This is a genomic window from Serratia sp. SSNIH1 (assembly GCF_002935055.1).
Lineage (GTDB): Bacteria > Pseudomonadota > Gammaproteobacteria > Enterobacterales > Enterobacteriaceae > Serratia > Serratia nevei.
Map to the genome: position 1 here is coordinate 2,625,554 of NZ_CP026383.1, position 15,473 is coordinate 2,641,026.

At 57.8% G+C, this 15,473-nt stretch carries 22 protein-coding genes and 2 pseudogenes; 14 read left to right on the plus strand and 10 right to left on the minus strand.

What is annotated here, in order from left to right:
• Positions 1-21: 21 nt before the first annotated feature.
• Positions 22-249 (minus strand): YgdI/YgdR family lipoprotein, encoded by a 228-nt coding sequence (locus tag C3F38_RS12660; RefSeq protein ID WP_038877767.1) that lies wholly within the window; start codon positions 247-249, stop codon positions 22-24.
• Positions 250-261: 12 nt separating this feature from the next.
• Complete coding sequence (locus C3F38_RS12665) at positions 262-495, minus strand: YgdI/YgdR family lipoprotein (protein ID WP_038877765.1); 234 nt, start codon at positions 493-495, stop codon at positions 262-264.
• 236 nt (positions 496-731) lie between these two features.
• On the opposite strand from C3F38_RS12665, the gene tolA reads away from it, so the two are divergent.
• Both tolA and C3F38_RS12675 read left to right on the plus strand, forming a co-directional pair.
• The gene (tolA, locus tag C3F38_RS12670; RefSeq protein WP_233211697.1) at positions 732-1,298 is read left to right on the plus strand and encodes a cell envelope integrity protein TolA; all 567 of its coding nucleotides are present in this window, start codon (positions 732-734) and stop codon (positions 1,296-1,298) included.
• Between the two features lie 132 nt (positions 1,299-1,430).
• On the plus strand, positions 1,431-2,333 hold the full coding sequence (locus C3F38_RS12675) for an HNH endonuclease (RefSeq protein WP_038877763.1): 903 nt from the start codon (positions 1,431-1,433) through the stop codon (positions 2,331-2,333).
• Positions 2,334-2,362: 29 nt separating this feature from the next.
• Here the strand turns inward: C3F38_RS12675 and C3F38_RS12680 are convergent, their stop codons facing one another.
• Positions 2,363-2,653: a hypothetical protein gene (locus C3F38_RS12680; protein ID WP_038877762.1), complete on the minus strand. Its 291-nt coding sequence runs from the start codon at positions 2,651-2,653 to the stop codon at positions 2,363-2,365.
• A gap of 146 nt (positions 2,654-2,799) precedes the next feature.
• Here C3F38_RS12680 and C3F38_RS12685 point away from each other — a divergent pair.
• Positions 2,800-3,218 (plus strand): annotated as a pseudogene (locus C3F38_RS12685) (N-acetyltransferase family protein).
• On the opposite strand, the gene C3F38_RS12690 reads toward C3F38_RS12685, so the two are convergent.
• Both C3F38_RS12690 and C3F38_RS12695 read right to left on the minus strand, forming a co-directional pair.
• On the minus strand, positions 3,215-3,427 hold the full coding sequence (locus tag C3F38_RS12690) for a hypothetical protein (RefSeq protein ID WP_038877757.1): 213 nt from the start codon (positions 3,425-3,427) through the stop codon (positions 3,215-3,217). The pseudogene C3F38_RS12685 and the gene C3F38_RS12690 overlap by 4 nt on opposite strands.
• Positions 3,428-3,520: 93 nt before the next feature.
• Complete coding sequence (locus C3F38_RS12695; RefSeq protein WP_104456918.1) at positions 3,521-4,636, minus strand: AI-2E family transporter; 1,116 nt, start codon at positions 4,634-4,636, stop codon at positions 3,521-3,523.
• A gap of 294 nt (positions 4,637-4,930) precedes the next feature.
• Between C3F38_RS12695 and C3F38_RS26400 the strand changes: the two genes are divergently transcribed.
• A complete protein-coding gene (locus tag C3F38_RS26400; protein WP_164491941.1) occupies positions 4,931-5,068 on the plus strand; it encodes a hypothetical protein in 138 nt (45 codons plus the stop codon).
• Between the two features lie 64 nt (positions 5,069-5,132).
• Here C3F38_RS26400 and C3F38_RS12700 read toward each other — a convergent pair whose 3' ends face one another.
• Positions 5,133-6,344, minus strand: coding sequence for a CynX/NimT family MFS transporter (locus tag C3F38_RS12700; protein WP_038877754.1), 1,212 nt, complete (start codon positions 6,342-6,344; stop codon positions 5,133-5,135).
• 235 nt (positions 6,345-6,579) lie between these two features.
• Here C3F38_RS12700 and C3F38_RS12705 point away from each other — a divergent pair, with 235 nt between their 5' ends.
• Positions 6,580-7,038, plus strand: a complete 459-nt coding sequence (locus C3F38_RS12705; protein WP_038877751.1) for a hypothetical protein — start codon at positions 6,580-6,582, stop codon at positions 7,036-7,038.
• Between the two features lie 98 nt (positions 7,039-7,136).
• Positions 7,137-7,553, plus strand: a complete 417-nt coding sequence (locus tag C3F38_RS12710; protein ID WP_038877749.1) for a DUF2000 domain-containing protein — start codon at positions 7,137-7,139, stop codon at positions 7,551-7,553.
• Positions 7,554-7,565: 12 nt separating this feature from the next.
• On the opposite strand, the gene C3F38_RS12715 is transcribed toward C3F38_RS12710, so the two are convergent.
• Positions 7,566-7,916, minus strand: coding sequence for a GFA family protein (locus tag C3F38_RS12715; protein ID WP_038877747.1), 351 nt, complete (start codon positions 7,914-7,916; stop codon positions 7,566-7,568).
• A gap of 141 nt (positions 7,917-8,057) precedes the next feature.
• Between C3F38_RS12715 and C3F38_RS12720 the strand changes: the two genes are divergently transcribed.
• From C3F38_RS12720 to C3F38_RS12730, 4 genes are all read left to right on the plus strand, one after another.
• Positions 8,058-8,267 carry a hypothetical protein gene (locus C3F38_RS12720; protein WP_004941260.1) on the plus strand — a complete coding sequence of 70 codons (210 nt, stop codon included), beginning with the start codon at positions 8,058-8,060 and terminating at the stop codon, positions 8,265-8,267.
• 378 nt (positions 8,268-8,645) lie between these two features.
• On the plus strand, positions 8,646-9,125 hold the full coding sequence (locus tag C3F38_RS26585) for a hypothetical protein (protein WP_223294950.1): 480 nt from the start codon (positions 8,646-8,648) through the stop codon (positions 9,123-9,125).
• A gap of 32 nt (positions 9,126-9,157) precedes the next feature.
• On the plus strand, positions 9,158-9,418 hold the full coding sequence (locus C3F38_RS26590) for a hypothetical protein (protein ID WP_223294951.1): 261 nt from the start codon (positions 9,158-9,160) through the stop codon (positions 9,416-9,418).
• A gap of 44 nt (positions 9,419-9,462) precedes the next feature.
• The gene (locus C3F38_RS12730; RefSeq protein WP_038877745.1) at positions 9,463-10,107 is read left to right on the plus strand and encodes a Qnr family pentapeptide repeat protein; all 645 of its coding nucleotides are present in this window, start codon (positions 9,463-9,465) and stop codon (positions 10,105-10,107) included.
• Here the strand turns inward: C3F38_RS12730 and C3F38_RS12735 are convergent.
• Entirely contained in the window at positions 10,097-10,714 is a 618-nt protein-coding gene (locus C3F38_RS12735; RefSeq protein WP_038877742.1) for a LysE family translocator, read from the minus strand. The genes C3F38_RS12730 and C3F38_RS12735 overlap by 11 nt on opposite strands.
• Positions 10,715-11,088: 374 nt before the next feature.
• On the opposite strand from C3F38_RS12735, the gene cspA reads away from it, so the two are divergent.
• Together cspA and C3F38_RS12745 are read left to right on the plus strand one after the other, a co-directional pair.
• The gene (gene cspA, locus C3F38_RS12740; protein ID WP_033638238.1) at positions 11,089-11,301 is read left to right on the plus strand and encodes an RNA chaperone/antiterminator CspA; all 213 of its coding nucleotides are present in this window, start codon (positions 11,089-11,091) and stop codon (positions 11,299-11,301) included.
• A gap of 114 nt (positions 11,302-11,415) precedes the next feature.
• A pseudogene (locus C3F38_RS12745) lies at positions 11,416-11,494 on the plus strand.
• Positions 11,495-11,707: 213 nt separating this feature from the next.
• Here the strand turns inward: C3F38_RS12745 and C3F38_RS12750 are convergent.
• A complete protein-coding gene (locus C3F38_RS12750) occupies positions 11,708-12,385 on the minus strand; it encodes an isochorismatase family protein (protein WP_038877740.1) in 678 nt (225 codons plus the stop codon).
• A gap of 253 nt (positions 12,386-12,638) precedes the next feature.
• On the opposite strand from C3F38_RS12750, the gene C3F38_RS12755 reads away from it, so the two are divergent.
• Positions 12,639-13,067, plus strand: coding sequence for a universal stress protein (locus C3F38_RS12755; RefSeq protein WP_038877738.1), 429 nt, complete (start codon positions 12,639-12,641; stop codon positions 13,065-13,067).
• A gap of 315 nt (positions 13,068-13,382) precedes the next feature.
• Positions 13,383-14,138, plus strand: a complete 756-nt coding sequence (locus tag C3F38_RS12760) for an SDR family NAD(P)-dependent oxidoreductase (RefSeq protein ID WP_025302549.1) — start codon at positions 13,383-13,385, stop codon at positions 14,136-14,138.
• Positions 14,139-14,181: 43 nt separating this feature from the next.
• On the opposite strand, the gene C3F38_RS12765 is transcribed toward C3F38_RS12760, so the two are convergent.
• On the minus strand, positions 14,182-15,462 hold the full coding sequence (locus C3F38_RS12765; RefSeq protein WP_025302550.1) for an FAD-binding oxidoreductase: 1,281 nt from the start codon (positions 15,460-15,462) through the stop codon (positions 14,182-14,184).
• Positions 15,463-15,473: the final 11 nt, after the last annotated feature.

Here is a 15,473-nt window from a genome sequence, read left to right on the forward strand (position 1 = left end):
CTGGCTAAGGTTATCGAAATCTTAATGCGGGATCTCTGAAACCTCTTTGACTTCCGTCTTGTTGATTTGCTGTTTAACGCCATTGGCGTCGGTATAACCGATCAACCCGGCAGCGGTTTCTTTCGGCTTGCCGTCACTGATGAGCGTTCGCCCGTCGTGGGTATGGATGGCGTAGCTGGTGCGTGTGCAGCCTGACAGTGCGGCGATGGCAACCAGGGCGATCGCGGGAAGAACAAGCGTTTTTTTCATTTGTAGCTCCTTTTAGTTATCCAACTCACTCATGTTTGCAATTTGGTCTCGATTGATTTGTTCCGTTTTGCCCGTTTCTGCATTTCGATAGGAGACTAACCCGGTATCTTTATCGACCTGAGGCTTGCCGTCGGTGACAATGGTCTTGCCATCCGTTGTTTTGATCGCCTGATTGGAAGCGCAGCCCGCTATGAACATCACCGTAGTCGCAGTAAGAAGCGCGGCAAAGAGTCGTTTACTTTTCATACTTACCATCCTGGTTACTTAAATGAATTTAATAGCAGGAAAGTAAGTATAGGCAGAATCTCCAGATTGCTAGCGTTGAAACGCTTTTAATGCGATAAAAATTAAGAATTTCTTAATTTATTGATGGGGTGATTGATCGTTCGGATAACAAAGTTATCGATAGGTCAGGGTTCGCAGACGTACTGCCCGGTGAGGGTGCTATGGCTTCATGTCATCATCGGCCCAAGATACTCCGCATGCCGATGCTTGATACTAACAATGTCTCTGGTGGTTTGGCGTTAATTCTGTATAAGTATGCGCCGGGGATCTTTTCGAATACAACGTTGATTCGGCTGATAATCATCCATAAGGACAGGGATATGATAATAACGCATTCAGGCTACAAAACCGGCATCGCCATACTATTGGCAGCGATGACCGCGCTGACGTTAACGGGGTGTACCAAGCACACTGCCCCCAGCCAAAACGATCCGGCGAATAAAGAGGTCGATGATCTTTTCGCCAACCTTGGTGACCCAAAGACGCCTGCGCCGGGAAAAGAAAAATTACATTACATGACTCAGGTGCAAGCTGAGATTCAACGCCATTTAAAAGACGCCGCCACTTACTCAGGCCAACGCTGTACATTGCGTATCACGCTGGCGCCGGACGGCATGCCAGTCGGTGTTCGAACTGAAGGAGGCGATCCGGATCTTTGCCGTGCCGCCATGCAGGCGGTTGCCGATGCGCGTCTGCCTAAGCCGCCAACGCCAGAGATCCAAAATGCGTTCCAAATTATCACGTTGGAATTTCGCCCTCAGTGAATAAGCAACGCTATCCCGGTCAAGGCCGGGATTTTTTATTGCCTGCACCCTGCGTTAATGGGTGAAAATCACTAAAGCCATTGATGAATGGTGACGATAACCCTTAAAACTCCTGATTATAAAAGAGTGGCAATGCGTTTTTTCTGGGTCAACATCGGTGGCAGCGTCGCGGAAGTTTTGAAGGGCGAATTCCTGTGGGCGCCGCAATATGGAATAAATAAAACGGGGAACATGTTTAAACCTGCCGGGTGGGAAACGGTCAAAAAAGTCAAAGAGGGTGACCTGATTTTTTGCCACAAGGGTAGGAGGATAATCGGCGTGGCGACAGCGGTACGCGATGCTTACTCTGCACCGCGGCCGGAGTATCGGGCTGCGGGACCGCGGCATATTGCGGGTACCAAAGTCGATTTGAAACTGACGTGCCTTGAACTACCCATTGATGTTTCCCTTTTTAATCAGGCGTTCATACGCATGCACAACCCGACTTGCCTTCCGCGCGTTTTTAATAAGACAGGCGGATGCACCGAAAACTATATGTGCGAGATCCCCGCACCGGCAGCCGCGTTGATCGCCTGTTTTATCTCGGAAAATCTCTCGATCCATTTCCATGCGGATACCGTCGAAATCACCAAAGAGATCGGTGGTGAGCAAGCAACGGTGATTCAGGCGCGGATTGGGCATGGCCCCTATCGCGATAAAATGTTAAAGCGGTGGGGAAACCGGTGCGCCGTCACGGGGATTGCGGAGCCGTCCATTCTCATTGCCTCTCACATCGTTGCCTGGTCGATTGCGACCTCAGAAGAAAAAGTGGATCCGCACAATGGTCTGCCGTTAATCCCCAATCTGGACAAGCTGTTCGATCGCGGCATGATCAGTTTTGCCGATGACGGACGTTTGTTGTATTCACGGACGATGAGCGGTTTGTTAGGCGAGCTAAGGATCCCGTTGGACGCCAACATTAGCGGGTTGTCTGAAAAGAACAGAGCTTACCTGCGGCGGCATCGAGCGAGATGGGGTTTTGAAGTAGAGCCCTGATGCAGGTTTGCAAATCAGGGCCGGCGCTCCTACCGATACATCATCGCGCTCACGCGCTCTGCTCGATCTTTAAAACCGTTGCTGCGCATCGTTACCACGTAATAGCGGTAGTGATGTTTCTGTGCGTATTCGCGCACCAGATCTTCGGCGAACAGGCCGCTGAAGGTGACGGTGGTGACGAACGTCAGCCCTTTCACTTCGTAGGTGCCGATCTCTTGCGGGGTGCCGATATACGGCGGCGGGAACACGGTTTTGTGGAACTGGCAGCCGGCCAGCAGCAGGGTAAACAGCAGGGCGGCGGAGATTTGCGGTATTCTCATCGGGAAATGCTTTCCTTCCTTGGCGTGTGTTTTGGTAACTCTATAATAGGATTACAAAATTCGACCGGGATGTAAAAACTATCCCGCCGCGGTTGCCGTTTCGTTGATGCGGTATCGCCGCTACCCATAAACATAAGGGGGTATACATGCCTGTTCGTCTTGCCACTGAAACCGATGCCGCAGCCCTGATCGCCCTCGACAGCGTCGCCGAATACGATCCGCGGCGCGCGGCGCAGATCCGCACCTGTTGCGGGCAGGGTATCGTTATCTTGCTGAACAACGGGGCGTGGTGATGGGTTACGGCGTGCTGCACTATCACTTCTTCGGCTGCGGCTTTATCGAGCTGCTGATGGTTGGCGAGCGCTATCGTCGCCGGGGCGTCGGGCTGGTGCTGATTACGGCGTTGAAGTCCCACTGTCGGCACCCGAAGCTGTTCACCTCCACCAATCGCTCCAACCTGCCGATGCAGCGGCTGCTGTTGAACGCCGGGTTTGTTGCCAGCGGCCAGATTGACAATCTCGATGACGGCGATCCGGAGCAGGTATTTTTTATCCCGGCGCGCTAATAAAGCCGGACATCGACCGCCTGCTGTTGCAGCCAGGTGCTGACGTAGCCATAAGCGGCATAGAAGGCCAGCAGCGCGAAGAGCAGCACGGAAAGCGAGGCCAAAAATTTGACGTCGCCGTGCTTCGACAGCTGATAAGCGCAATAGAAAAAGGCCATCAGGCACAGCAGAGTGAAGGCGATAGCCAGCGTGGCGTAAAAAATAAGCATAACGAAACCCGTTCTTCCTTGTAAGCGCGGCAAGGATACCACAGACAAAAAAAGGGGCCCAACTGGGCCCCGGCGTGATTCGCTGCGGGAGGGTTACTCCGCCGCGTCGGGATGGTTTTTGCCTTCTTCGATGAATTCTTCGTCGATCTCTTCGATGTTTTCCTCGCTGTCGCGGCCGGACAGGATGTTCCAGCAGGCGATGAACAGCGCGGCGATCAAGGGGCCGATGACGAAGCCGTTGATGCCGTAGATCTCCATGCCGCCCAGGGTGGAGATCAGGATCAGGTAGTCCGGCATTTTGGTGTCTTTGCCCACCAGCAGCGGGCGCAGGATGTTGTCCACCAGGCCGATCACCACCACGAAGAACACCACCAGGAAAATGGCTTTCCACAGCATGCCGGTGGCGAAGAAGTAGATCACCGCCGGCACCCAGATGATGGCGGAGCCCGCGGCCGGAATGATCGACAGGAACGCCATCAGCGCGCCCCACAGCAGGCTGCCGTCGATGCCGGTAAAGTAAAACGCCAGCCCGCCGAGCGCACCTTGCACTACGGCGACCACCACCGTGCCCTTGACGGTGGCGCGGGAGACGGCGGCGAACTTCACGAACAGGTGGTGCTTCACGTGCTGGGAGAGCGGCAGCGCTTCGAGCGCCAGGTTTACCAGATAGGGGCCGTCTTTCAGCAGGAAGAACAGCAGGTAGAGCATTACGCCGAAACCGACGACGAAGTTGAAGGTGCCCTTGCCGATCAGGAACACGCTGCCCGCCAGGTATTGCCCACCTTTGAGCGCCACCTCGGAAAGCTGCTTTTGGATCTCGGCGGCGCTGTTGAGGTTATGCTCCGCCAGGAAGCGCTGCGCCCAGCCGGGCAGGTGGCGCATAAAGTCCGCCAGCATGGTCGGCAATTGGCTGTTGTTGGTCTGCAGCTTGGTGTAGATCACGTTGAATTCCATCGCCAGCGACGAGGCGATGATCGCCAATGGCGTGAACACGATCAGGCAGATCAGCGCCAACGTCAGCAGCGACACCACGCCGTTGCGTTCGCCGACGTACTGCTTCAGCTTCTTTTTCACCGGATGGAAAATCACCGCCAGAATAATCGCCCACAGCACCGAGGAGTAGTAAGGCCCCAGCACGTCGAGAAAGGCGGCGGTGACGATAAACAGGATCAGGATAAAGAATCCTTTGGAAATGCCTTTAGACATCATAGTCGTCCCTCAAAAGATGAATTTTCAGCATAGATGAACTGAATGAAAACAACACTATCATCACCTTTGCTTAACCGGTAGGGGATTTTTAGTGGCGTATTCCATAGGGTTATTAAGGGCAAGGCGGGTGCCACACGGTGAACAGGCGGCGGCATGAGAAAAGAAAGAGGGCTAAATAATTAATAAAATTTATCGATTGTGTTTCATTTTGTGAGCCGCGCTTGCCGCCTGCGCCAGGCTTTCCTGGTGTTGATGAGGGCGGCCGTTCGCCCGATATCACGAAGGAGTATGCAAATGACTGAACGCAAACGACTCGGCGTCATCGAGAAAACGCTACTGATCGCCTTTGCCGGCCTGCTGGTGTATTTCGCGGCCACCGGCGCCTTGTCATTATCGGGCCTTGATCATCACTGGCCTTACCCTTCGCGATAGGCAGGCACCTGCACCAGGGAAAATTCAGCACCGCTTATCACAAACAGAACGACTTTTCTGCTTATTACCCCGCATTATGCCGCCGGCTGAGAAAAGCCAGCGCCAACAGCGCCCCTGACACCGCAGCCGCCAGCACCAGCCACGCCGGGGCCGCCCAACCGGCCGCGGCCACGATGGCGCTCAGCGCGACCGGGCCGATCACCTGGCCGAGATAGTTCCCCTGCATCACCAGCCCCAGGCTCAGCGGCAGCAGCGTCGGTTCCGGCGTCGCCGCCGGCGTGGCGGCCAGAATGGTGGCGGGCAGCATGCCGGCGATGGCGCAGAACAGGAAACACAAGGGGATCAGCAGGCCGTTGGGCGTCATCGGCAGGAAAATGCCGATGCCGAAGATGCCTATGATCAGGCTGGTGGCCGCGAGCAGGCTACCGGCCCGCAGACCACGCGACAGCAAGAGCCCGGCGGCGAGGTTACCGATGATGTTCGCCGCCACCGCCGCCGCGCTGATGCCGCCGGCGGCCGCCAGCGACAGGCCGATGCGTTGCATCAGGAAGATCGGCAAGAAGGTCATCACCGAGAAAAACTGCAGGTTGTAAGTGGTGAACATCAGCGCCAGCAACAGCGGCCGACGCGCCCGCAGCATCGCACCCAGCGCTTGCCGCAGCTGTAACGGCGGAACGTGCGCCTCGGCGGCACGGCGGGAGGTGGTCAGCGGCAGCATCAGGGCGGCCAACAGCGTCAACGCCGCACCGGCCTGCCAACTTTGTTGCCAGTCGGCGAGATGGGGGCCGAAAAACAGCGAAACGGCGATGCCCGCCGGCATGAAGGTGCTCCAGATGCCGAACACCAGGCTGCGCTGCGCCGGGGCGACGAGGCGGTTCAGCACTGCTGGTGAGGAGACCACCACGATCACGAAGCCGAGGCCTTCGACAAAGCGGCTGACGATCAACCCGCCGAAGTCGTGTAGCGTGGCGCCGGTAAAGCTGGCGGCGCTGACGATCAGCAGCCCGAGCGCCAGCAGGCGCCGATCGCCCCAGCGGCGCACCAGCAGCCCGGCAGCGATGCCGCCGAACACCCCGACGAAGGGAAAGGCCGAAATCACCCAGCTCAGCGCCTCAAGCGAACGGCCAAACTCGGCCTGCAGCGCCGGCAAGGCAATGGTGGCCTTGCCCACGTGCAGCGCCGCGGCGATGCCGGCGAACAGCACGTTGACGACGGCTAACCAGGGTGTGGCGGCGGGAAGAACGCGGTCGATGGCGTCCGGTTTAATCGCGGTCATAACACTCTCCAGTGGCGGTAACGCCATCACTATGAGCTCTTGCAACGGCTGAGGTCGTTCAAATGCTGCGCTATCACGCGGAGAAATTATTCATTTCGAGCTTTATGGATTGCGCGCCTTTGTTGTTTGGTTCGCCAGCGTGCCGCCCTGCTTGGACGCGGGTGCCCGTTCAGCGGTTTACTGTTCCGGCACGCAGCGAGCGTGCCCGATCAATTTTATTTATAAGGAGCAGTGTATGTCAGAGATGATGAATGAAAACGGAGCGCCGGTGATGGAGTGGAGCTACGGCGGCCGGGGTGATGATATCAGCAGCAGCCTGAGCCTCGACACGGTTGAGGAGCAGCCGCAGGGTTTCCTGATGACGATCGATCGGCCGGTGCAGATCTTTAAAGACGCGCTGTCGCCGATGATGGCTTTTGTCACGCTGCTGCGTCCGCTGTATGCGAAGACGGGCGAGGGATTCCAGTTCGTGCCGGTTTCCAACCCCTGGACCGACGTGCAGCGCCTGCCGCCAAGCGCCGGCTATCTGGGCGTGCAGGTCAACGCCGGGCTGTTCTTCCACGGCGCCAAACCGACGCACTATAAAGATCGCGACGGCCAGATGAAACCGATCGACGGCGGTACTGTCCTGCAGAACATCACCGTGCTGCATCAGGTGGCGCAGCCGCAGGGCCCGGGCGAAGGCGGGATCTGAGTCTGAAACGTTATCACGGGGCCGGACGCGGCCCTTATCTCGCCTTGAAAACCGCCCTTGGCTTGGGTAAAAAGGGTTGTCTATTCAAGGAGAAGAGTATGTACAGCGACAACGAGAAAAAATTTTATATCATCCTTAACCGCAACCACGAACCGGCCACGCTGTTTAACGCTTCCTGCCATCTGACGGCGGGCATCACCGATCTGATCGAGCAGCGCGAGTTTCACCACTATCCGAGCAACCTCGACGGCGTCAGCGCCAATATGAGCCACTATCCGATCGTGATCCTGCAGGCCAAGAACAGCAGCCAGCTCAGCAACCTGATTCTGAAGTGCAAGGAAGAGGGCGTGTTGTCCAACTTCTTCACCACCACCATGCTGTCGCACTCCGCCGAGCAGCAGATCGCCGACACCGCCAACACCCCTTACGAACAGCTGGATTTCGTGGCGGTGGCGCTCTACGGCGACGCCGAACAGCTTAAGCCGCTGACCAAGAAATTCTCCGTCTACCGCTGAAAACGCGGGATCTCAGACGCTGGCGCCGTCGTAACTGTGGATCTGCAACGCATCCAGCGCAATGTCAGGCACGCAGCGCAGGTTGACGGCGCACATCGCGGCGCCGTCCGGCGCAGTGCCGTAGGCGAAGGGCTGGGCACCGCAGACTCGGCAGAACTGATGGCGGATCTTGTGGTGATTGAAGGTGTAGGTGCTGAGCTGGTCCTGGCCGCTGTTGAGCGTGAAGGCGCTGATGGGGAAGAACGACAGCAGCAGCCCTTTGCGGCGGCAGATCGAACAGTTGCAGCTGAGGGCCTCGGTGGGCAGTTCGGCGTCCACGGAGAAGGTGACGGCGCCGCAGTGGCAGCTTCCCTGGAATGACATGGCGGTGATCCTGTGGCAGGAGGGCGGGTTTGCCCAGTATAGTGCAATTTATCGCCATTCGGCCGCGCCGGGCGCGGTTTCCTTAATAAATGCGCGGTTTTCTGGTAGGTTAAGGTTTAACGTCATCAAAAGGAGATCGCGATGTTAGAGCATTACTATCCGGCAAACATGGGCGCCGAACCGGTCACGGACGAACAGCACAAGCGGCTGGTGGCGGTGCAGGCGGCGCTGGAGCTTATCAAGGCTACGCTGTCAGACACCAACGATGGCAATGGCGTGGATTTCCAGCTGAAGGCGGCGGAGAAGCACATCGGCCCGATGGCCGACGCCATTCAGGAAGCCCTGAAGTAATGGTTCGCCGTCACCTCAACCGCCCGCACCGGGCGGTTTTCTTTTGCGCCGATTACTGCGATTTTTTTAGTGGCGCATTGCCTTTTTCCCGGCTGGTGCCGTGAACGACGCGATCCTACTCTAGCGATCCGAGTCCTTATCAGGGTCATGCTCATGTTCCGCTTCAGCCTCTTTTCTTTCTTATTACAGCGCCGCCGGCGCTTACCCTGAGGGCGTCGCCTGGAACCCGCGCGCCGGTGCGTTCCTCGTCTCCTCCCTGCGCGGCGGGCAGCTTGGCCTGGTTTATCCCAATGGCCGCTATCGGCGGTTTTCCACCGGTAAGGGGCTTATCACCACCTCCGGCATGCTGGTGGACGCCGAGCGTAATCGGGTGCTGGTGTGCAACGAAGACGTGGGGGCTCCCTCAGCTCTGCGCCCGGTACGCGCAATCGCGTGGCGCAGGTGCTGGAGTTCAATCTCGATACCGGCGAGCTGCAGCAGACGTACGATCTCTCATCGTTAAGCCGTGGGCCGACGCTGGCCAACGATCTGGCGCTCGACGCGCAGGGCAATATCTACGTGACCGACAGCTTCCAGCCGCAGATTTACAAGATCGACCGGGCAACGCGCCAGGTATCGATTCTGATGCGCTCAGCGCGTTTGATGCCGGCCGACGCTCCCGCCGCTGCGCAGGGCACGCAGCCTTATCTCAACGGCATCGTGTCTCACCCGGATGGCTATCTGATTGCGGCGGACTACACCCGAGGGCTGTTGTGGAAGGTGACGTTGGATAACGCGCCTGCGATAAGTGAAATCAGGCTGCCGCAGCGGCTGAAAGGGCCGACGGGCTGCGGCTCAAAAATGCCCATGAATTGGTGATCGTACAGTCTTTTCCGGGGGCAAAGGGGAGCATGTCCGGCGACGTAATGCTGCTCTCCTCGAACGACGGCTGGGCCAGCGCGCATATCACGGCGGTCGACACGCCGCCGGAATTGGATGGGCCGACCGGCGCCGCGCTGCGCGATGGCCAGGTGTGGGTCGTCAACTCCCGTTACCCCCGTTTGTTTGCCGACGTCGCTCAGGCCGAGAGAACCAGGACGTTCAGCATCGTCAGGGTGGCGTTAGAGCGGAGGCCCGCCGATCGGCGACGGTTGCCAACCCGGCCGGAATAGGATTAAATGCCGCACTAACTGTATAAATAAACAGGTGCGCTGCGATGAGTCTGATGTTGAAGGGTGAAAAGATTGACCGTAACCGCTTTACCGGCGAAAAAATTGAAAACGGCAGCTTTATGCTGTGTGATTTTTCGGGTGCCGATCTGACCGGCACCGAATTCATCGGCTGTCAATTTTACGATCGCGAGAGCCGACAGGGCGGTAACTTCAGCCGCGCGATCCTGAAAGACGCGAGTTTTAGAAGCTGCGATTTATCGATGGCCGATTTCCGCCACGTTGACGCATTGGGGGTGGAGATCCGCGAATGTCGCGCGCAGGGAGCAGATTTTCGCGGCGCCAGCTTTATGAATATGATCACCAGCCGCACCTGGTTTTGCAGCGCCTATATCACCAAGAGCAACCTGAGCTACGCCAATTTTGCCAAAGTGGTGTTGGAGAAATGCGAGCTGTGGGAAAACCGTTGGCACGGTGCGCAGGTGCTCGGCGCCAGCTTCAGCGGCTCCGATCTGTCCGGCGGCGAATTCTCCGGTTTTGACTGGCGCGCCGCCGATGTCACCCAGTGCGATCTGAGCAACGCGGAACTGGGCGAGTTGGATTTGCGCACCACCGATCTGCAGGGCGTTAAAATGGACAGTCACCAGGCCGCTCAACTGCTGGAGCGGTTGGGGATCGCAATCATCGGCTGAAGAGCTGCCTGATGCCCAGGCTGATGATCAGCACGCCGCAGGCGCGATCGATCCAGGCTTTACTGCGTCGGTAGGCGCTGGCGATCGGCGCGTGCGATAGCACCAGCGCCACCAGGCCATACCACAGGCTAGCGACTACCGCGACCTCCAGCAGCATGGCGGCGAAGGTGGGCATGGAGACATGGGCAGGCGCCGCCGACGAAAACACCGCGGCGTAAAAGGCGATAGATTTGGGGTTGGCGATGTTGGTGGCGATGCCCTGCAGAAAGGCGACGCGAAAACCGCTTTTTCCGGTCACCGTGGAGGGGCCGGAAGAAGGCGCCGCTTGGGCGATAAGCCGATAGCCGAACCACAGTAAATAGCCGGCGCCGGCCACTTTTACCGCTAGCGCCAACCAGGGGAACAAGGCGAAAATTATACCGACGCCGAGCAGGGCGCTGCTCGCCCAGAACAGGTTGACCAAGACAATGCCCGCCACCAGAGCGAAAGCCTCGCTGCGGCGCGCGGAAACGGCTTTGTGGGCGACGGCGACAAAATTGGGGCCGGGGATCACCACGCCGACGATATAGACGGTGAAAACGGCGAGCACGGCTTGCATATCGATCATCGGTTAGCGGCCTGTAAGAAGGGGGAACCTAGTTCTATAATGAATCGCCGGTATGATCCAGCAGTGCGAAAAAATTTTTTCATAGGCCGTTAGCGGCAGATGCAGGCGGTGCTTTGCGGTAATAAATTTATGAGGCAGATGAATATAATTTAAAATATATCTTGCTTAAATAACTCAGCCGTGTGTAAATAGCGTCATCGGTTTGTAGTACAGACCTTATGAAAGCAGTTTTAGTAAAGCAGTTCTCAGTATTAGCGATATCCCTCAGATACCTCTTTTCCCGCGAATTTTCTTCTCTAGTGCCCCATAAGTTTCCAATAAAAACAGACCTCTATCGCCATATGGCGTCGCAAAAATATAAAGGAAATATCTCTATGTCTACTAAAATGACAGGTTTGGTGAAATGGTTCGATGCAGGTAAAGGCTTCGGCTTTATCACCCCGGCAGACGGCAGCAAAGACGTGTTCGTACATTTCTCTGCTATCCAGAGCAACGATTTCAAAACGCTGGACGAAGGCCAACAGGTTGAGTTCACCATCGAGAATGGCATGAAGGGCCCTTCTGCCGGCAACGTGGTCGCGTTATAATTTTCGGCCGAGGTACGATTTCTTACGACAGCGATGAGGGTTTAAGCCGGAGCAGTTAAGAAATAACGTCCTCAGCCTGAATAAACTCCGGGTTCACCCGGAGTTTTTACCAATACGTCATTAGCTCAGCAGGAAGAGCGGCAGCGAAATTATTCGTTGGCGGACTGGGGTTCGATTCCTCGATGACGTTCCAATAATTAATTATTATTGGCAACAGAAAAACAGATTGTCGCAGAATTAATAACGTCTCGTTTCAGTCTATTTTTCTGTTGTGAAAAAGTCGCGCTTAGGCTGCGTAATGTTGGAGTGTTGGATGGACGCTTACGCCATAACATGACAGCCGGGAAAGTCACCGGCCCGCGATTAATAGCCCCGGCCTTGGCCGGGGTTTTTTGTGCCCGCGATCTTAACGCTGCGAGTCCAGCCGTTCGTTGTTTTTCACCACGTCCTGCGCCTTGAGGTAGCTCTCGATCAGCAGCTGATAGGCCGGGAAGATTTTGGTGTAGACCTCGGCCCACTGCTGAGCGTCGGCGCGGTTCCAGCTGCCCTGCAGCTCGGAGGCCACGCCGGCGGTGTCGATCGGCACCACGCCGGCCTGTACCACGCGCGCCAGGGTGATTTCCTGCGCCATTTTCGAGTAGGTGCCGGAGGCGTCGATCACCGCGAACACTTTATAGCCTTCGGCCACCGCGCTGATGGACGGGAAGGCCATGCAGACGCTGGTGATGGTGCCGGCGATGATCAAGGTTTTGCGGCCGGTGGCTTTGACCGCCGCTACGAAGTCCGGGTTGTCCCAGGCGTTGATTTCCCCTTTGCGGGCGACGTATTGCGCGTGCGGCGCATTTTGGTGAATTTCCGGGATCAGTGGGCCGTTTGGGCCCTGCGGCACCGAGGCGGTGGTGATCACCGGCAGTTTGCTGAGGGTGGCGATGCTGGCCAGGGCGGCGGCGCGGGCGCGCAGTTCGGTCATCGGCATGTCGGCGACGGTTTGGAACAGGCCGCTTTGGTGGTCGATCAGGAGCATGACCGCGTCATTGGCATCAATAACAGGACGCTGGCCGTTGAAGTTGGCTGGAGTGCTCATGGTGTTTTCCTTTTCTCGTCGTAAGGTCAGTGGGTATCTTCTTTGATTGATAAGGCTGAAACTCAGCACTTGCCTACAGTGTAGGGAGGGGAGAAAAATCCGGTAGACCGTGCAGGCGGGATGCATTGTTCCACAGATGGAACGACGGTGCGGCAGGCGAGCGACCCCGCGCTGGGCTAAACTTAAGATGCATGAGAAACATGCGGCAAGGAGCGCCATCCTGTTTACGGAGTTGACGAGGAGGGCCGCCATCATGGCTTATCGGCATATCGTTGTCGCCACGGATCTCAGCGAAGACGCCGAGTTCCTGCTGGGCAAAGGCGCCAGACTGGCCGCCGCGCTCAAGGCCAAACTTTCCCTGATCTATATCGATATTCACCGCGCCGGTTATTACGTCGATCTGGGCGTGGGCGATTACAACTACACCGATCGCACCTTTTCGGAGCGGGTGAAGAATATGCTCAATGCGATCAAAGGGCAGTCGTCCTATCCGGTCGAAGAGGTGATCGTCAGCCGCGGCGCGTTGACGGAGGAACTGAATCGGGTGGCGAAGGAGAAAGGGTTCGACCTGGTGATCTTCGGCCACCATCACGATGTCTGGAGCCGGCTGGTTTCTTCGGCACGCCAGGCGATCAACGAACTGAATGTCGATCTGCTGGTCGTCCCCATCGAGAAGAAATAGTCGCGGCCGCCTGCGGGCGGCTGCCGTTTTTCATTCACATCTTTTATCTCTGAGTGGCCATAACCGCACACCCGCAATAGTCTCGCACGCTGACAATCCGCCAGACAAATAGTGACTTACCGTAATTTTATTTTATCCATCAATATGTTGGCCAAAATCCGATAAAGGTTAATCCAGCGCATTGAAATCACTGACATACCTCCTTTTGGTTAATAAACCGCACGTTTTGACTGGCTCTCAGGGGAGAGGCGCCTTATCCTCGGGGTAATGAGATTTGTATGACTTATATAAATACGTTCACATGGAGGAGGTCTCATGCGTTTTGACAATAAAGTCGTGGTTATCACCGGTGCGGGCAACGGCATGGGGGAAGCGGCGGCGCGGCGGTTCTCCGCCGAGGGCGCCATCGTGGTGCTGGCCGACTGGGCCAAAGAGGCGGTAGATAAGGTTGCCGCTTCGCTGCCGAAGGGCCGGGCGATGGCGGTACATATCGACGTGTCCGATCACGTTGCGGTTGAAAAAATGATGAACGAGGTGGCGGAAAAACTGGGCCGCATCGACGTCCTGCTGAACAACGCCGGCGTACACGTGGCCGGCAGCGTGCTGGAAACCAGCGTCGATGACTGGCGCCGCATCGCCGGGGTCGATATCGACGGCGTGGTGTTCTGCTCCAAATTCGCCTTGCCTCACCTGCTGAAGACCAAGGGCTGCATCGTCAATACCGCGTCGGTGTCCGGCCTGGGCGGCGACTGGGGCGCGGCCTACTACTGCGCGGCGAAAGGCGCGGTGGTCAACCTGACGCGCGCCATGGCGCTGGACCACGGCGGTGACGGCGTGCGCATCAACTCGGTCTGCCCGAGCCTGGTGAAAACCAATATGACCAATGGTTGGCCGCAGGAGATCCGCGACAAGTTCAATGAGCGCATCGCGCTGGGCCGCGCGGCGGAGCCGGAAGAAGTGGCGGCGGTGATGGCGTTCCTGGCCAGCGACGACGCCAGCTTTATCAATGGCGCCAACATCCCGGTCGATGGCGGGGCGACCGCCTCGGACGGCCAGCCGAAGATCGTTTAAGCGTTAACGCACAGGCCCGGTCAGGATGACCGGGCCTGCTGTTTTAGACGCCGATGCGGTCGCGCAGCGTGTAGTAGGCCGCGCCGATGGCGGTGAACGGGATCTGCAGATTGCGCCCGCCGAAGAACGGCAGGTGCGGCAGCTTGGCGAAGGCGTCGAAGCGTTCGGCGTCGCCGCGCATCAACTCGGCGATCAGCTTGCCTGCCAGATGGGTGCAGGTCACGCCGTGGCCGCTGTAGCCCTGCATGTAGTACACGTTATTCTCCAGCCGGCCGAACTGCGGCATGCGCGACAGCGTCAGCAGGAAGTTGCCGGTCCAGCGATAATCGATACGCACCCCTTTCAGCTGCGGGAAGGTCTTCAGCAATTTTGGCCGTATCAGGTTGTCGATGTCGTCCGGATCGCGCGCGCCGTACACCACGCCGCCGCCGTACAGCAGGCGATGATCGGCGGTGATGCGGTAGTAATCCAGCAGGTAGTTACAGTCTTCCACGCAGTAGTTCTGCGGGATCAGCGCCTGTGCGATCTCCGGCGCCAGCGGCTCGGTGGTCACCACCTGAGTGCCGCACGGCATGCTGCGCTTGGCCAGCCGCGGCTCCAGCTTGTCGCCCAGATAGGCGTTGCCGGCGACGATGACGAAACGCGCCTTCACTTGGCCGTTGGCGGTGCTGATGAGCGCCGGTTCACCGTGGCGGATGTTCGTCACCGCCGATTGTTCGAAGATGCGCCCGCCCTGCAGGCGAATCGCCTCGGCCTCGCCCAGCGCCAGGTTGAGCGGATGGATGTGGCCGCCGCTGTGATCGAGCAGCGCGCCGACGTAGCGATCGCTGGCAACTTCCTGGCGTACCCGATCCGCATCGAGCAGCTCGAGCTGGGTATTGCCGTAGCGTTCCCAGTTGCGTTTTTGCTCGATCAGCGCATGGAACTGCTTGTTGTTCAGCGCGGCGAAGATGCCGCCGGGGCGGTAGTCGCAGTCGATGGCGTAGCGGCTGATGCGGCTGCGGATGATCTCCGCGCCTTCAAACATCATGCTGCCGAGCAGGCGGGCGCTTTCCGCGCCGTAGCGCTCTTCAATCACATCGATGTCGCGGCTGTAAGAGTTGACCAACTGGCCGCCGTTGCGGCCGCTGGCGCCGAAACCGATGCGCGCCGCTTCCAGCACCACCACGTTATAGCCGGCTTCCACCAGAAACAGCGCGGAGGAGAGGCCGGTATAGCCGCCGCCGATCACGCAGACGTCGCACTCGATAGATTCATTCAGTTGCGGATAGGGCTGATGTGCGTTGGCCGTGGCCGCATAGTAGCTTTTTACGTGTTCAGTCATGAGATAAACCC

Bases quoted from the DNA above. Each gene is read 5' to 3' on its own strand.
- C3F38_RS12660 (WP_038877767.1), bottom strand. From the start codon at position 249: ATGAAAAAAACGCTTGTTCTTCCCGCGATCGCCCTGGTTGCCATCGCC.
- C3F38_RS12665 (WP_038877765.1), bottom strand. From the start codon at position 495: ATGAAAAGTAAACGACTCTTTGCCGCGCTTCTTACTGCGACTACGGTG.
- tolA (WP_233211697.1), top strand. From the start codon at position 732: ATGCCGATGCTTGATACTAACAATGTCTCTGGTGGTTTGGCGTTAATT.
- C3F38_RS12675 (WP_038877763.1), top strand. From the start codon at position 1,431: ATGCGTTTTTTCTGGGTCAACATCGGTGGCAGCGTCGCGGAAGTTTTG.
- C3F38_RS12680 (WP_038877762.1), bottom strand. From the start codon at position 2,653: ATGAGAATACCGCAAATCTCCGCCGCCCTGCTGTTTACCCTGCTGCTG.
- C3F38_RS12690 (WP_038877757.1), bottom strand. From the start codon at position 3,427: ATGCTTATTTTTTACGCCACGCTGGCTATCGCCTTCACTCTGCTGTGC.
- C3F38_RS12695 (WP_104456918.1), bottom strand. From the start codon at position 4,636: ATGATGTCTAAAGGCATTTCCAAAGGATTCTTTATCCTGATCCTGTTT.
- C3F38_RS26400 (WP_164491941.1), top strand. From the start codon at position 4,931: ATGACTGAACGCAAACGACTCGGCGTCATCGAGAAAACGCTACTGATC.
- C3F38_RS12700 (WP_038877754.1), bottom strand. From the start codon at position 6,344: ATGACCGCGATTAAACCGGACGCCATCGACCGCGTTCTTCCCGCCGCC.
- C3F38_RS12705 (WP_038877751.1), top strand. From the start codon at position 6,580: ATGTCAGAGATGATGAATGAAAACGGAGCGCCGGTGATGGAGTGGAGC.
- C3F38_RS12710 (WP_038877749.1), top strand. From the start codon at position 7,137: ATGTACAGCGACAACGAGAAAAAATTTTATATCATCCTTAACCGCAAC.
- C3F38_RS12715 (WP_038877747.1), bottom strand. From the start codon at position 7,916: ATGTCATTCCAGGGAAGCTGCCACTGCGGCGCCGTCACCTTCTCCGTG.
- C3F38_RS12720 (WP_004941260.1), top strand. From the start codon at position 8,058: ATGTTAGAGCATTACTATCCGGCAAACATGGGCGCCGAACCGGTCACG.
- C3F38_RS26590 (WP_223294951.1), top strand. From the start codon at position 9,158: ATGTCCGGCGACGTAATGCTGCTCTCCTCGAACGACGGCTGGGCCAGC.
- C3F38_RS12730 (WP_038877745.1), top strand. From the start codon at position 9,463: ATGAGTCTGATGTTGAAGGGTGAAAAGATTGACCGTAACCGCTTTACC.
- C3F38_RS12735 (WP_038877742.1), bottom strand. From the start codon at position 10,714: ATGATCGATATGCAAGCCGTGCTCGCCGTTTTCACCGTCTATATCGTC.
- cspA (WP_033638238.1), top strand. From the start codon at position 11,089: ATGTCTACTAAAATGACAGGTTTGGTGAAATGGTTCGATGCAGGTAAA.
- C3F38_RS12750 (WP_038877740.1), bottom strand. From the start codon at position 12,385: ATGAGCACTCCAGCCAACTTCAACGGCCAGCGTCCTGTTATTGATGCC.
- C3F38_RS12755 (WP_038877738.1), top strand. From the start codon at position 12,639: ATGGCTTATCGGCATATCGTTGTCGCCACGGATCTCAGCGAAGACGCC.
- C3F38_RS12760 (WP_025302549.1), top strand. From the start codon at position 13,383: ATGCGTTTTGACAATAAAGTCGTGGTTATCACCGGTGCGGGCAACGGC.
- C3F38_RS12765 (WP_025302550.1), bottom strand. From the start codon at position 15,462: ATGACTGAACACGTAAAAAGCTACTATGCGGCCACGGCCAACGCACAT.